The 15,802-nt window shown below is 35.7% G+C and carries 12 protein-coding genes; all 12 read right to left on the reverse strand.

The genetic code is table 11. The features are described 5' to 3' along the window. Window positions 1–301 precede the first annotated feature (301 nt). The 12 genes from NQZ71_RS23495 to NQZ71_RS23550 all read right to left on the reverse strand — a co-directional run bounded on the left by NQZ71_RS23495 (window position 302) and on the right by NQZ71_RS23550 (window position 15,740). Window positions 302–1,285 carry an NAD(P)-dependent alcohol dehydrogenase gene (locus tag NQZ71_RS23495; protein ID WP_317011854.1) on the reverse strand — a complete coding sequence of 328 codons (984 nt, stop codon included), beginning with the start codon at window positions 1,283–1,285 and terminating at the stop codon, window positions 302–304. Window positions 1,286–1,608: 323 nt separating this feature from the next. Next, window positions 1,609–1,842, reverse strand: coding sequence for a DUF896 domain-containing protein (locus NQZ71_RS23500; RefSeq protein WP_260055074.1), 234 nt, complete (start codon window positions 1,840–1,842; stop codon window positions 1,609–1,611). A gap of 243 nt (window positions 1,843–2,085) precedes the next feature. Then, the gene (locus NQZ71_RS23505; protein WP_144457887.1) at window positions 2,086–2,838 is read right to left on the reverse strand and encodes a GNAT family N-acetyltransferase; all 753 of its coding nucleotides are present in this window, start codon (window positions 2,836–2,838) and stop codon (window positions 2,086–2,088) included. Between the two features lie 126 nt (window positions 2,839–2,964). Beyond that, complete coding sequence (locus NQZ71_RS23510) at window positions 2,965–3,786, reverse strand: hypothetical protein (RefSeq protein ID WP_317011855.1); 822 nt, start codon at window positions 3,784–3,786, stop codon at window positions 2,965–2,967. Window positions 3,787–3,848: 62 nt separating this feature from the next. After that, window positions 3,849–5,891 (reverse strand): peptidoglycan D,D-transpeptidase FtsI family protein, encoded by a 2,043-nt coding sequence (locus NQZ71_RS23515; protein WP_317011856.1) that lies wholly within the window; start codon window positions 5,889–5,891, stop codon window positions 3,849–3,851. A 106-nt stretch (window positions 5,892–5,997) separates the two neighbouring features. Beyond that, window positions 5,998–7,797 (reverse strand): BlaR1 family beta-lactam sensor/signal transducer, encoded by a 1,800-nt coding sequence (locus NQZ71_RS23520; protein WP_317011857.1) that lies wholly within the window; start codon window positions 7,795–7,797, stop codon window positions 5,998–6,000. Then, a complete protein-coding gene (locus NQZ71_RS23525; RefSeq protein ID WP_144457895.1) occupies window positions 7,797–8,189 on the reverse strand; it encodes a BlaI/MecI/CopY family transcriptional regulator in 393 nt (130 codons plus the stop codon). Before NQZ71_RS23525 ends, NQZ71_RS23520 begins: the two co-directional genes overlap by 1 nt. A gap of 81 nt (window positions 8,190–8,270) precedes the next feature. After that, the gene (pbp4, locus tag NQZ71_RS23530; RefSeq protein WP_317011858.1) at window positions 8,271–10,307 is read right to left on the reverse strand and encodes a penicillin-binding protein PBP4(5); all 2,037 of its coding nucleotides are present in this window, start codon (window positions 10,305–10,307) and stop codon (window positions 8,271–8,273) included. A 261-nt stretch (window positions 10,308–10,568) separates the two neighbouring features. Next, window positions 10,569–11,189 carry a class I SAM-dependent methyltransferase gene (locus NQZ71_RS23535; protein ID WP_317011859.1) on the reverse strand — a complete coding sequence of 207 codons (621 nt, stop codon included), beginning with the start codon at window positions 11,187–11,189 and terminating at the stop codon, window positions 10,569–10,571. 219 nt (window positions 11,190–11,408) lie between these two features. Continuing rightward, complete coding sequence (locus NQZ71_RS23540; protein WP_317011860.1) at window positions 11,409–12,299, reverse strand: DMT family transporter; 891 nt, start codon at window positions 12,297–12,299, stop codon at window positions 11,409–11,411. 81 nt (window positions 12,300–12,380) lie between these two features. Then, window positions 12,381–13,847, reverse strand: a complete 1,467-nt coding sequence (locus NQZ71_RS23545; RefSeq protein WP_317012526.1) for a glycoside hydrolase family 1 protein — start codon at window positions 13,845–13,847, stop codon at window positions 12,381–12,383. Between the two features lie 42 nt (window positions 13,848–13,889). Next, window positions 13,890–15,740, reverse strand: a complete 1,851-nt coding sequence (locus NQZ71_RS23550; protein WP_144457902.1) for a beta-glucoside-specific PTS transporter subunit IIABC — start codon at window positions 15,738–15,740, stop codon at window positions 13,890–13,892. Window positions 15,741–15,802 lie beyond the last annotated feature (62 nt).

The following is a 15,802-nucleotide window of genomic DNA, read 5'->3' on the forward strand; positions in this document are numbered from 1 at the left end:
TGGTTACTAGTTTTAATCGGTGGAAGAAAACAGGTGCTTATGACCTATTCTTATACGCATTTAAACATAATCAAAAGCACCGCTTCAATTGTTTTAGCACGCCCTCTTAATACAAATTGATAAAACCTGATAACAAAGTTTGGTTCCGGAATGTAACAAAAAAAGAGTAGTAGATTTCACGAGGGTTTAACTATCATTTTCCTTAGAAAGCAAATAAGGATATTTATCTCCTCCATTTATAATAAAAAATAACCCGTTAATAAGCGGGTTATCTTAGTATTCTTGAGGGATAGAATCTAGTTTAAGAATGACTATCTTCAACACAAACAACCACTTTCCCTTTGGCATTTCCTTCTCCCAAATAATCAATTGCCTCAGGAACTTGATTTAAAGAATATTCTCTATCAATTACAGGAACTAGTTTACCAGCAGTATAGAGGTCTTTTAGAAAATTTTGATCCTCCTTGCTTGGTTTGTGAAGTAAAATGGCCATTTTCTTCCTTTCTGTTTTATTAATAATTGGTCCAAGTAATAATAACTGCAAAATTAAGAAGGAAGAACCACCAATCATCACATACTTTCCTTCTGACCTTATTGCTTTTTTATAATGAAAGATAGACCGATTTCCTACAACATCAAGAATCAAATCATACTTCTGGTCTTCTTTCTTTGTGAAGTCCTCTGCTCTGTAATCAATCACATGATCCGCACCTATTGATTTCAGCATTTCTAATTTCCCCTTGCTGTCCACACAAGTTACTTCTGCACCGTATAGCTTAGCTATTTGTAACGCAAAGGTTCCGACTCCTCCTCCAGCGCCATTGATTAACACCTTTTTCGTTTCATGCACCCTTCCTTTATCACGAAGTGCCTGTAGAGCAAGAACTCCTGCCTGGGGAATCGCAGCAGCTTCCACAAATGTCATATCTGCTGGTTTCAATGAAAGTGCCTCTTCACAAACACTAACATATTCTGCAAATCCTCCCCAACCGCACCCGGATATGTCCCCGAACACTTCATCTCCAACAGAGAGATGCTTTACGTTTTCTCCAACCGCTTTAACCCTACCCGCTATATCTGCGCCTAAAATCTTGTACCTTGGTTTTCTTATTCCCCCTAAACGGGTCAGGAACGGCTTTCCTCGCAAAAGGTCCCAGTCCCAAGAATTCACAGACGAAGCAAACACCTTAACTAATACTTCATTTGCCTTTAACTCAGGTATATCTACTTCTTTAAGCTCAAGTACATCCGTCATTCCATATTCGCTGTAAACCATCGCTTTCATACAAATAACTCCTTCTTATTAATTTCGCATATGAATAAAATCATGTAGCTTATTACTGTTCATAAAGAATATTTATTTTTAGTCTTTTACATTTATGAGCAGAATTTATTTGGGAGTTACAGAAGCAGTACTTACAGAACAGCTATTTACTATCTACACAACCTTGTCTTTTAAACTACTATTATTCCAGAATTCCCTTTCTAAAACCTTCTTCTTTCTGTTTTTACATGATTTTTACCTTTCTTTAAACATAAAGAAAAACGCCTCGTTATTTATAACAAGGCGTTGTGTTAAAACCAGTGTGTCTGACTGCTATCAATCCTCTAATGAATTATAGCTCGACTTCTTTCTTGTTCCTCTTTCAATTTTTCTGGTGTAACATCATTTCCTAATGGATCAATAATGGTTGTGTTTAACAGGATGCTATCCATGGAGCCACGAAACTCTTTAACATATCCAGTAAAAAGGAGTCTGCGTTCGTCTGTTTCTTCTTGTGTTAAGTTTCTTATTTTAGAAATTCTAGCTAATTCGTTTATTCTATTCAATTTCTCTCTCATAATTGTTACCTCCATGCTTGATTTATTATGTCTTCTTAATAAATTATCTCGAATTCGAGATAATTTATTTTTATAAAACTCCTCATATAATTAAGGAGTTGCAAAGAAAGACTGAATTAAATTATCTTTAACTCAAGATAATTTTACAATACAAAACAGTATCTGTCAATAACTTCCTTTCAATTAATTTGTTATTAAATCGTCAAAAAAAACTTTCCTCTGCTAAAAAGGAAAGTCCTGTTACTATGCTTTTATTCTATACCAATATTGATATACTTCCTGAAATCCTAGTTTGGAATATAGCTTTAATGCTGGAGGATTATTTAACATTACTTGAAGGTAGGCCATTCTGGCTCCATTTTCCTTACCCCATTGTAAAATGCTTTGTATGAGTTTAAAACCATAGCCTCTGTTTCTTTGTTTTTCAGATGTCACGATATCAAACAACCCAATACAGTTATTTTCCAATACACACATCCCACAAGCAACAATTTCATTGCTCTCATCCGTTAATTGAAAATAGCGAGTTTCAGCGATTATATTATTTAGCATGTTGTTCAATGTTAATCGGTCTTGTTCTTTAACATTGTTTAGCTTACAAAAATTGTGGAACCAATCATCTTGTAAATCGTTATACACAATAGCAGGATGTTCTAATTCTATTTGTACATCCTGTAAGGACAAAACTTGAACACTAGTCAAACTATCTTGAATATATCTGCTTTCTTCCAAAATTAAATCTAAGTTTTCGGGTGACACTTGCTTGGTCATTTTATAAACAACCTTTAAATTCTTTTTACGATACATTTGTTCAACAGTCTCTATTTTGTCATGTACATCCTCATTTGAAAAATAAATCGGATTAATGGAATTTGCTCTTTTTGTATATCCATCTGCAAATCGTACTACCCAGCCATCATAAAGCTGTGTTTGCAGTGCAGGTAAAGCATTCATTGATAATTCCTCTATTTTTTGGATTATTTTCTTGTTTGTCATTTACTTATCCTCCTCCTCTTATTGTATAAAAATAAATATAATTAGATAATTATACAAAAATGTCTCATTTCCTTCTTACCATTAAAAAAGATGCTTCCTCTAAAAAGGAAGCACCTAAAGTTACCCTCATTGGATTAAACAGTCTTTATCAGGATTCATTTTCAGCGGCTTCCATTTTCCATCACCATTATTGCGAAATGAAGCAATTTCGACGTCTGTTCCATTTGTCAAAATGAAGAAAATGAAAAAGTAGCTCGCACCATCGTTGCCGTAAAAATATATATATTTAACATACCCCCTGTTTACAGCAGGATATCTTTTCTTAATTAATTTACACCATTCTCCGTATTTCACATCAATTACTGATTCTGCATCATGCTGCCAAAGATGATATGGTGCACAGAGAAAGTCTTCACGCTCTTCTTGAATCTTGTTAATACGATACCCTTCATTCTCATGAATAAGGTCAATAAATCCATATGAATAACCAAAGTATTCCTCATTCGGTTCTATTAAGCTGATAATTTTTTCAATCTCATAAAAGTACCGAATTCCTTGTGTTTCATCAGGTATTTTACAAAGTTTTATTAAATTAATATGTCCTACCCCTGCAAATGAGTTTAAATAGGCTTTATAATCCATCGTTTTTTGATAGGCTTTCGATAAAAAGTTATAAGCTATCGGATAAGGAATATTACCATTTCCAACAGAACCACAATACCTAATCGCAAGATTTGCAGCTTCACGTAAAATGCTAAAGTAATTGATAACAGTATCTTCAGGGGTTTTAGTTAACTGTGCAGGCAGATGTATTTGATCGTATGCTTTGTCATAATATTCATCAAAAAATGTCCAATCGCTAAATCTTAAATTTAACGCGTGTAAGGAAGACGGCCGAAAATATTTCTGGTTCCGTGCGGCTTCTTCCTTTTCCTTTCGTAACACCACATGAATCACCCCTTGTTATTCTATGGGTGATTCACTTATAGGTGATAAAAAAAGGAATAGATTTACTTTATTGTTGGGTGGTTCTTAAAATAGGCTCGGAGCACCCTTTGACTAATGATATTTGCTGCACTGTGCGGCTGTGTGAAGCCGTCAAGATAAGCATTTGGAACGATAACTGCTATAGCGATTTGCGGATCATTATATGGAGCATAGCCTGCGAATGAGAGATTCCAAGTCTTTACACCATTTTTATAGGACTCAGAGGTCCCTGTTTTTCCTGCCGCATCATACGGTTCATTGGCGAAATAGCTCCTTGCTGTACCTTGGGAGCCGTGAGTTACAAGCCGTAGCCCTTGCTGAACCCGCTCAATCATTTCATTATTCATGTCAACTTTATTCAATACGACTGGTTCCATTTCATCTACAATCTTTCCTGGTCCCATTTTATCAGTATTCGATTCACGGATTTCCTTTACAAGCTGTGGCTTCATGCGGTACCCGCCATTAGCAATCGTTGTCATATATTGAGCAATTTGCATTGGTGTATATGTATCTAGTTGTCCAATAGCAATTTGAAAATAAGTGCTGATATTGTCTCCTTTAATTCCTGCTGTTTCATTATCAAAACCAATTCCTGTCGGAACGCCTAAGCCAAACTGGTTAAAATAATAGCGAATGGTTTCGATTTTTTTGGAATCTATATTTAATGTGCCATTAGGAATATACTTACCGTCCATCATTTCAATCGCTGTTTTCCACATATATACGTTGGATGATCGTTCCATTGCTTCCAAATCATCAACTATCCCCATCGTCTGGTAAGAAGAAAAGGTTCCAGAGCCTTTAAATCTCATAACTTCATCACGCTCTGTTTCGCCTATATTTCTAACACCTGACTGAAAACCAGCTAAAACTGTTGCTCCCTTAACAACAGAGCCTTGTTCAAACGCATAAGTAAAGGTTCCCGGCGTAAAATCGCTAAATTCCTTAGACTTTCGATTATATACTTGTCCTGACATAGCAAGTATGCGACCAGTTTTTGGTTCCATCGCAACGACAAAGGCCGTGTCCAGCAAATTTGTATGAGGCTTTTGAATAGCGGCAACTAACTCTTCCTGCATTATTTTTTCAACTTGCTCTTGGAATTCCATATCAATTGTTAAAACAATATCATTACCATTTTTCCCCTCGGTGACTACGTCTGTGTCCTCAATATCTCCATTTCTGTCTGTACTTACGTTTACAACTTCATTTTGCCCCTGTAGCACACTATCATAAAGCTCTTCTATATAGCTTTTTCCAACCCGGTCATTAAGCTTGTACCCTTTGGAAGTGTAGTAATCTAATTTTTCTTCTGGCAGACCTTCTTCTGTAGTCGTTACTGTACCAAGCATGTTGTTAAAAGTGTTTCCGAATTTGTGCGCTCTTTTCCAATCTGTCGTTACATCAATCCCAGGCAGATTTTCGAGCGTTTCAGCGGCAATTGCATATTCTTGATTTGTCACATCTTCATTTTTTATAACTGTTTTGGTAAATGCTGTTGCAGTTGTTATTCTACGGTATATAGCCGTCATGTTTTTATTTATAGACTTTAAATCCTTCTCTGTAATACGATTTAATTTTAAGTTATATATTTCCTTATCATTCAATTTATCTTCTTTAGCTAATTTTTCTTCCTTGTCTGTCAGTAGCCTCGCTCCATTGTCATTTTCTAGCAGCCAAATATCCTTTAAATCCCTGGTAGTCACTTTTTTTATGTCCTTTTTATTCATAGCGACAAAGTCAGCCAACTTTTTGGCCAAGCTTAGCATTTCTTCTGGCTGCGGGTGTAATGGCGGCGTATACACAATTGCCTTAGCTGGAATATTGTAGACTACTAATCTATTATTTGCATCATATATTTTTCCACGCGGAACAGAGGAACTAACGGGAGTAACTACTTTACTTTTTACTTGTGCAGAGTACTCTTCCCCACTGACAATTTGAATTAATCCAAGGCGTATAATCAGAACAGAAAACAGAATAAAGACGGCAAAAAAGATACCAGTGATTCTAATCCGGTATTGATTATTTGCTTTTGATGGTTTCTTACTTTTTTGCTTCACAGTAATTTTCCCTTTCCATATGTGTCATCGAACCAAATACTACAATTGTAGTATTCGGTTGCAGAATGGAGCCAAAAAGAACACTAAACTCTTTTCGGCCGCAATTTTAATATATATTTTTATCCTTCAGAATTTGCTTGGCTATCTCCATAGCCTTACTTCCACTGGCTTCTGTCCCATGATTTTGGATATTAATAGCAAAATAATAGCTATGCTCTCCTTTGTTCACAAAGCCAACAAACCAGCCATTTACATTCTTTCCATTAATCGTTCCGGTTCCAGTTTTCCCATATAATCGCTTATCCTTTTGGTCATCAATTAACATCGCTTCTTTTATTGCTTCAACATTTTCTGCTTTAAAGTCAAACTTATTTTCTGATAGCTCATGTAATAACAGCACTTGTTCAATTGGTGATACTTTCAGAGAAGATTCCATCCAATAGGTATCCAAACCTCCTGACATGTCCTTATTTCCATAGTTCACCTTATTGAAATAAGCTTGCAGGTGTTTTTCTCCTATCTTTTGATCCAGATGTTGAAAATACCAGTTTACTGAATTACTCATGGCAGAAGTTAAGTTATGGTCTTTATCCCACTCTTTATAAGGATTACTTTTCCCATTCCAAGTCTGTTCAGAGTTATTTTTTGATATTATATTTGATTCTAATGCAAATAACCCAGAATAAATTTTATATGTGCTATCTGGTGAAACCCTTTGTTCACTTAATTTACGATTGTATATTTGAAATTGGTTATTGGCCGCATCGAATAAAACAAAGCTCCCTTTATAGCCTTTAAAATACGTATCTAAATCTTCATAGGTTGTATTCTTCCCATCAAAATGAAACACATCATTTGAAGCAGCTAATACAGTCGTAAGTGGTGTAATAACGAGTACAAGTATTCCCAAAAACATACAGATAACCTTACTTTTCCATTTCAATAAAGAAGATGCTTTAGAAAAGTTAGCAATACTTTGGATTCTTTGTTTAATTTGTTGTTTAGTTCCGCCAATTCCTGAGGCAAATAATTCAAATGACTTCTCCTGTTTTTTATGAGCAAATCGAATAATAGTATGGCCATATTCTATATAGCCGCTCTCATCTAAAAGATTTAGAACCGAATCATCACAAGCCAATTCGCGGTCTATTCGTATCCTTTTTAAGGAATACCACAATAATGGATTAAACCAATATACAATTTGAAAAATCCCCATAACATAATTGACAAGCATATCTTTGTTTTTATGATGTGTTAGCTCATGCAGTAATACATATTTGATTTCTTTTAAAGTAAATACTGCTTGTATGTTTGATGGTACTAAAATATAGGGCTTGAAAATACCAAACGTGATTGGCGTGGTAATAAGAGGTGTTTCTTTCAGGATAATATTCCTTTTAATCCCTACAACCTCTTTACACTCTTCTAATAATACATTTATTTTATTGTTCTTTATGAAAACAGCGGACTTTTTCAGTTTATTAAGTTGATAGTTTGAATATATCAGTATGGCAAGACAAAGAACCATGCCAATTATCCAAACAGCAAATACTAGCTGAGAAACATATTCTGGTGTTGAGTTGTGTACAGATACGGAAAAATCACGGATTAAATCAGTACTTGTATCATTAGACTCTGTTAGACCACCACTTTTGTACTCACTCTGAGCTGAAGTTTTACCAGTAAACGTCAGCACGTTTTTAATATATTGTATTCCTTCCCCTAAACCTAAATAATTCCATGGCAAAACGGAAACAAAAAGAGGGACAAACAGAAAGAACCAAATTTTATAATGTGTTTTAATTGACATATGTTTAGTTAATGCCTTTTTCAACAAGAGAATAATAAAAATCAGGAGGGATAACGCTATTGTATTAAGCAAAAGCCATTGTACAACGATATCCATTATTTTTGCCCTCCCTCTTTCTCTCTCTGTGATAATATTTTCTGTAATTCAGAAATATCCTCATTAGACAACTTATCATTTTCAATGAAATTTAATACCATTGAATTTAACGTGCCATCGAAAAATTGTTTAAGAAAGGTTTTGCTTTTTTGCTCTATATAATCATGCTTTTCGACTAGTGATGTATAAATAAACACTCTGCCATTTTTTCTTGCATGCAATGCCTTTTTCTTTACAAGTCGTGCAAGCATCGTATGAATTGTATTCGGCTTCCAGTCAAACTCTGCAGATGACAGCTTATCGACTACCTCAGGTGTTGAGATGGGCTCATATTTCCACACAACGTTCATAACTTCATATTCTGCTTCTGATATTTGGGGACTATTAGTCATATTGAAACCTCCTACTTTTACAATTGTAGTATTTATTATAGCATGAAGGTTCCATTGCTTAAAGTAAGCATCTATTCCCAATTACTGCATCCCAAAATATAAATACAGCTTATCGATAAATGATTTATTCAACTGAGTTGCTGAGCTTCCTGGTATATAACCTTCAACAAGTGAAAGCATAAGAAAATTATCTTGCTCTGTATCAAAGGCAAGTAAGAAACTATTTTCATTCCCCTTTTCACCTTGTTTCAATTTCAATTCTGCTGTTCCCGTCTTTGCAGCTAGCTGATATTGCTGGTTATATAGGAGATGGGCTGTTCCATTTGGATTACTGACAACCCCTATTAAGCTTTTTTCCATTTCATTAGCTGTTGTACTTGTGATAGCTGATTTTGTTTTAGGGCTTTCTTTGCTTTTAACCAATGTCGGATAAACTATTTTCCCTTCATTCTGAAAAACAGTATACATCGCAGCCTGCTGAATAGGATTTATCAATAATTCACCTTGACCGTAAGCTGTATCTGCCAGCAGAATTTCTGAGTTAAATGTATTTTCCTTTGAGATTTGCGCTGGATTCATGGCAATTGGTAAATCCAATTCCTCCCCAAAGATAAATTTTTTTAAGCCATCTCTAAAGGCGTCTTCCCCTAATTCAAGTACCTCTTGGGCAAAATAAATATTATCTGAATAGATTAATGCTTTTCTCATATCGACATTTTGCACATCTGAAACACGCGTAACCGAATAACCGCCCCAGCTCCCATCCTTTTGCCAGCTTCGTCCATTTATGGTTCTTAGCTTGTCTGGATACGTCACATTAGCATCAAGCCCAATGCTAGCTGTTATCGTTTTAAAGGTAGATCCAGGCGCATATCCAACAGCAAACCTCGAAATAAATGGCTTTTTATCGTCATTTGCATATTGATCATAGTCCTGTTGAGAGATCCCTTGAACCATTTTATTCGGATCATAGGAAGGGGAGCTAACTAAAGCAAAAAGCCCGCCTTCTTTAGGGTTCATTACTACCGTCGAACCAGCATTTCCTCTCAGATGTTCAAATGCTTCTGATTGAATATAGGAATCTATTGTCAACTTTATATCTTCGCCATCCGCTTTCTCCACTGCTTGAATTTCCTGTTTATTTTCGCCATTTTCATCAACGATCCATATTTCTCCTCCATCCTTACCGCGAAGTCTATTATCAAAAGCTTTTTCCAAGCCAGCTTTTCCAATGATATCGCCATCAACTAAATTTGGATGTTTTTCAATATCCTCTTTTGTTACCTTTCCGATATAACCAATTAAATTAGCTGCTGCTTCCTTTAATGGATAATATCGCAGCTTGATATTCTGATAGGAAACTCCCGGTAGTTCTTCTGCTTTATTTGACTCGATTGTTTTTAAAGGGACAAAAAGCTCATCTGTGACCCAGCTTTGATTTAGTTTTTTAATTAGCTCCTCCATCGATAGATCAAATTGTTGGCTGATTTTTTGCAGCTTTGCCTCTTTGTCATTTCCCTCACCTAATTCTTTCGGAACAACTCCCATCGACTTAAAGGGTTCATTTATCGCCAAGCCATTGCCTAAGTGGTCTTGAATTTCTCCACGCTCTGCTTTCAAATATTGATACGAAATTCTATCATTACCTTCCATACCAGGGAAAATTAACGCAGGTTCCCAATTCACTAAATATTTATCAGCTTTTTTCGTCATTTCTGTTTTATATTCCAGCTTTTCTAATGCTCCTAATGGCGTAGTAAAGCTTAATAGGTAACTTAATTCATAAAGATTGGCGTTCACCTTTTTTAATGAAACGTGAGAAGCATGGATATCCGTTATATTAATCCCATTAAATATGCGATCATACTTTTGTTCTACTTCCTCCAACGTATAATTTAACGACTTATATGAATGCTCATCCAATGCCTTGCCTAATTTCTTATAATCCTTATTTTCTAGAATCTGAATAAAATTAGAGGCTGCCTCTTCAAACAATGCTTTGTCATTCTTTTTCCATATTAGATAGGAAGCAAATACTCCAGCCCCAATTACAATAACAACTAACAATAATAGTAAAGGCTTGAATCTTCGTCTGTTGTTCTCAACTCTACTATTCAACTTTTATCACTTCATTTCATGTAGTTTAATACTACAAGTGTAGTAATTTAACAATAACTACACTTGTAGTATTTAGAAAATTATAGCACATTTTTTTGTTAAGGCAAATTACTTTGATAAATGTGCTTAATTAATTGCAAAGAAGCTGAAAAGGTCATTTTATTCAAAGAAGGGAATTTCCCTTACATAGTCCCTGTCGCACATATCGCTCGCTTAATTTTGCAAAAAAGCATCCTCTTCAAGAAGATGCCTCAATTACACTTATTTTTTACATTTAATCACAATAAAGTTGATTGGAGGTGCATTTTCATGATGCTTATTAGGTTCGTCTATGTCTGTAAACTCTGCCAGTCCATATTTACCAAACTCTTGTTTTACACTATCAGCATCATAAAAGAACATTTTTAAGCCTTCCATAATCTCAAAATAATCTTTATCTATTTGTTTGCCCTTGCCAAACATTGGCGCATCCTGTGAAACAGTTGTAAAAATCATATAACCGTCTGGTTTTAACTGGTTATAGCAATCGCTAATAAACTTTTCTCTCTCCTGTTTGTTTAATAAGTGGATAAGCCCATGACTAAATATTCCATCATAAAGCTTATTTTCAAAAGGCATCTCATTAACGGAACCATGAAAGATATTAATATCGAGCCCATTGACCCGCGCCAGTTCAATCGCTGTCTTGGAGATTTCAATGCCTGTAACATTTATGCCGTTTTCCATAAATACCATTGCATTTCGGCCATAGCCAATACCTGGTATCAGTATGTCCTTCATATTTTTTTCGAGAAAAAAATCCTTCGTTAAGATTGCTGAATCTGTAGGATCAAATCCCCACATCGTTTGTTTTTCAAGAAAGCTTGATTCCCAGAATTCCATTTCCCTATCTCCTTTTGGTTTTTATTGTGTACAGCATTATTTTAATTAGAGATAAAACGACTCTCTAATAACTATAATAGGTGTGAGCGTTTTTGTAAATCATTATTCATTTAGTGTACTGTTTATCTATTCACCATGAGCTCTTTCAAACCATATGATAAAAACAGTATGCATGCTTAAAGACAGACTGTTTTTATCATACTTCATCTATTTCACGAATCAATTCTTTTTATCTGTTGATGCGAGTAATCTAGATAACGTAATACGGCTCCCGCCTTGTAAATTGACTAACCAGATACCTACAAGAACAAAGGAAATTCCTAGCAATGTAATCACTTTGAGCTCTTCATTAAGAAATAAAAATCCTGACAAAGTACCGACGACTGGAACAATCAGTAAAGAAACTGACGCTTTACTGGCTTCTGTTTTAGAGAGGACATAAGACCATAAAACAAAAGCCAATGCAGAAGCTAAAACGCCAGAATATAATAAATACAATACGGCCATAGGACTCCAATCTACTGTTCCATTTTCAAAACAGAAGGAATAAAGAAATAGCCCTGCTGCTCCTGCCCCCATCTGCCACGTTGTAAATTGCACATTATTACAGCCATGTAATTTCTTCTTGAAAATTAAACTGGATAAAGCCCACGTAACTGCGGAGCTTAAAGCGAGAATTGGCGCCCATATTGTTCCTCCTAGGTGTATATCCATTGCTAGAAACAAGCCTATTATTCCGATTAATATTCCAATCGTTTTGTTGAGAGTTAGTTTTTCTCCAGGAATGAAATAATGGGCGAAAACAGATAAAAACAGTGGCATGCTATATGTTAATACAGATGTAAGACCTGCACTTATGTAATTCAATGAAATTTGGATGGCGATATTGAAGTATGTTGTCTGTAGCAATCCGCATAGTATGTACCACTTAAGCTGCCCTTTTGCTGGCATAGGAGTTCTTTTTAAGAGAGATAACCCAAACAGCACGATAGTGCCCAGAAGGAAGCGATAGGCTGCAAACAATACTGGCGGAAATATGTCATTGCCCATTTTCATGATTACAAAATTAAATCCCCAAATTAAACATAAGAAAAGCATAATCCCCTTCATGACCTATATCCTCCAAGTCTATTATCTATATAAATTTCTATGACAAAAAGGACCTAAAATGGCCCTTTTTGAAAAACAATGTTATTTATCTAATTGCTCTCCATTACTTGCAATAACATTTTTATACCAATCAAATGATTTCTTCTTAATACGGCGCTTTGAGCCTCTGCCTAAATCATCTTGATCAACATAAATGTAACCGTAGCGTTTAGACATTTGACTAGTTGATGCGCTTATCATATCAATACAGCCCCAGCTTGTATATCCAAATACGTCTACGCCGTCTGTTATGGCCTCTTTAATTTGTAAAATATGATCTCTTAAATAAGAAATGCGATAATCATCATTAATAACGTCGCCTTCCTCCAATTCATCCACTGCACCCAGACCATTTTCAGCAATAAATAATGGTTTTTGATAGCGATCAAATAATTGGTTCAAGGCAGTGCGCAAGCCCTTAGGGTCAATTTGCCATCCCCAATCACTAGTAGGCAAATACGGGTTTTTTATTCCTCCAGTTATTAAGTTACCAACAGCTCCTTCAAGATTCTCAGGATGGGCACTTACCGCACTAGACATATAGTAGCTAAAGGAAATAAAATCTACTGGGTAATCACGGATAATTTGTTCATCTGATGCTTCTGTTTCAAGGACAACATTTTTATCAGCCAGCATTCTTGCTGTATAGCCAGGATAGTAGCCTCTAGCTAAAACATCCGTAAAGAATAAGGACTCTCGCTGTTTTTCAACTGTTTTTTGAATATCATCTGGGTCACAGCTGTATGGCACTAAAAGCTGATAGCTGATCATGCAGCCTATTTTCGCATTAGGATTGCTTTCTAGACATGCTTTTTTTGCTAAAGCACTAGCAATAAATTGATGATGTGCGCCCTGATATTTTGCTTGTTCGATATGTGGATGATTTTCCTCCACAACCCCGACGCTTACAAACGGATGATGCTTTACACAATTGATTTCATTAAATGGAACCCAATATTTGACCTTATCTTTATAGCGCTTAAATACAGTTGAGGCAAAACGAAGATAAAACTCAATTGATTTTCGGTTTACCCAGCCTCCATATTCTGTTGCAAGATAAAGAGGCATTTCATAATGAGATAGAGACACAAGTGGCTCAATTCCGTGCTTATTTAATTCATCAAAAACACGGTCATAGAATGCCAAGCCTGCCTCATTTGGCTCTAACTCATCTCCTTTTGGGAAAATACGTGTCCAAGCAATCGACATTCTGTACACTTTAAAGCCCATTTCTGCGAACAAAGCAATATCTTCCTTATAGTGATGATAAAAATCCACCCCATGCCTTTTGGGATAATATTTTGGACTATGCGGGTCTTGTGCTTCTTCTACCTGCTTGTGTGTCATCATATGCCACTGATCTGTCCACTGCTCTTTCGGCATGTTCTCATCAAAAATATATACATCTGAAACAGATAGGCCTTTTCCGCCAACATCACTTGCCCCCTCTACTTGCATTGCAGCTGTAGCGCCACCCCATAGAAAATTTTCTGGAAATGTTGTTTTCATATTAAACATACTTAATAGCCTCCTATATTTTTTAGTCTATTTTTATAATAATAAAGATAATGCTTCTTCCCCATGTATGATTTGGTTTTTCTTTAAAGGAAGAATATCTAAATATTTATCTGAATTTGTTACAACAATTGGTGTTGTTACATCATAGCCAAGCTCTTTTAACATTTGGATATCAAACTCTGCAATTAAATCTCCTTTTTTCACCATTGCTCCTGTCTCAACAAAACTAGTAAAACCTTCCCCGTTTAATTTAACGGTATCTAAGCCAATATGAATGAGGATTTCTCCCCCAGAGGTGGATGTAAATCCATAAGCGTGTTTTGTAGGGAAAGCCAAGGTTACTGTTCCATCAACAGGTGAGTAAACTTTTCCATCCTCAGGTACGACAGCAATACCTTTACCCATCGCTCCACCCGCAAATACAGGATCACTTATTTCTTCTAATGGCTTCGCATACCCTGATATCGGACTGATAATACTTTCTCTTTTTATCATAGAATTATCTACAGTTAACTCTGATTTATCTGTTTTTTTCATATCCTCTTCGCTTGATTCCTCTTTAAAGCCGATTATGATAGTTAGAATACAGGAACCTATTAAAGCAAAGAAATAGGCAATAATATATCCAGTCATACCATGAGCAACTACTGGAATAGTCAGGATACTTTTTTGTACTTGGGCAATGGCAGCAGATCCAAATCCACCTGCTATTCCTCCGCCTATTGCTCCCATTGTACAAGCAATAATAAATGGTCTTTTCAGCTTTAAGGTAACACCATAAACAGCAGGTTCAGTTATACCCATTAATCCTGCAAAAAAAGCGGATAGAGATAAGCTTTTTAGTTTTTTATTCTTTGTTTTAAAAAATACGCCAAGTGCTGCTCCTGATTGAGCTGCAACAGAAGGGCCAATCATAGCATTGATAGAGTCTTTTCCATAAACGGTAATATTGTTAAGCATGACAGGTACAAATCCCCAATGTAACCCAAAGATAACGAGAATTTGCCAGCAGGCTCCTAACACGATACCTGAAATAATTGGACTTAAATTATAGATAAATAGATAACCAGATGCTATTAATCCACTTGTATAAATGGCTACAGGGCCGATAGCAAGCAAGGTTAAAGGCAGCATGATTAGCAAACAGAAAAATGGCGTTAATAGGTTGCGGATACTTTCGTGAAGAAACCTTGTAAAGAAGCCTTCCACATATTTCAATATCCAAATAGCAATAATGATGGGAATAACCGTACTGCTATACTTTGCTAAAACGACTGGAATTCCTAAGAAACTTAGAGATTCATTTGCATTTAAGGCATTAACTAAATCCGGGTAAATTAAACCACCTGCTAACGCAACTGCTATAAACTGATTTACTTTAAACTTTCTTGCCGCAGTAATCGCTAAAATAATCGGCATAAAATAATAGAAACTGTCACCAGCTGCGGCAATAATCCTATATGTTCCTCCGGCAGGATCAAGGATTTCATATTTTCCGAGTACAAAATTTAACCCTTTAATTAAACCTGAAGCTGCCAATAAGCCGAGCACAGGGCTAAATATACCTGAGAGCAGATCAATAAACCGCTCAAATAAGTTACCCTTTTTTCCATCTTCCGCTGTTTGCTGTTTTGTACCTAAACCTGTCTGGTCCATAATTGCATCATGCACCGATGCCACATTATTCCCGATAACAACCTGGAACATGCCCCCACTCTCTGTAACTGTAATAACACCATCTAAGTTTTCGATTGCATTTCTATTTGCTTTATTGTCATTTTTTAAAGTAAACCGCAACCTTGTAGCGCAATGATAAAGGTCAGATATATTCTCTTGACCACCAATATGCTTCACTATGTCTTTCGCTAATTTTTGGAAATCCATCTAAAACGCCTCCAGATAATAATAAAAAAAGACTTGGATTCAACTAAAAATTCATGTCTTTA

The organism is Niallia taxi (assembly GCF_032818155.1).
Lineage (GTDB): Bacteria > Bacillota > Bacilli > Bacillales > Cytobacillaceae > Niallia > Niallia taxi_A.

Bases quoted from the DNA above. Each gene is read 5' to 3' on its own strand.
- NQZ71_RS23525 (WP_144457895.1), bottom strand. From the start codon at position 8,189: ATGACTAATAGTCCCCAAATATCAGAAGCAGAATATGAAGTTATGAAC.
- NQZ71_RS23520 (WP_317011857.1), bottom strand. From the start codon at position 7,797: ATGGATATCGTTGTACAATGGCTTTTGCTTAATACAATAGCGTTATCC.
- NQZ71_RS23550 (WP_144457902.1), bottom strand. From the start codon at position 15,740: ATGGATTTCCAAAAATTAGCGAAAGACATAGTGAAGCATATTGGTGGT.
- NQZ71_RS23495 (WP_317011854.1), bottom strand. From the start codon at position 1,285: ATGAAAGCGATGGTTTACAGCGAATATGGAATGACGGATGTACTTGAG.
- NQZ71_RS23540 (WP_317011860.1), bottom strand. From the start codon at position 12,299: ATGAAGGGGATTATGCTTTTCTTATGTTTAATTTGGGGATTTAATTTT.
- NQZ71_RS23505 (WP_144457887.1), bottom strand. From the start codon at position 2,838: ATGACAAACAAGAAAATAATCCAAAAAATAGAGGAATTATCAATGAAT.
- NQZ71_RS23500 (WP_260055074.1), bottom strand. From the start codon at position 1,842: ATGAGAGAGAAATTGAATAGAATAAACGAATTAGCTAGAATTTCTAAA.
- NQZ71_RS23535 (WP_317011859.1), bottom strand. From the start codon at position 11,189: ATGGAATTCTGGGAATCAAGCTTTCTTGAAAAACAAACGATGTGGGGA.
- NQZ71_RS23545 (WP_317012526.1), bottom strand. From the start codon at position 13,847: ATGAAAACAACATTTCCAGAAAATTTTCTATGGGGTGGCGCTACAGCT.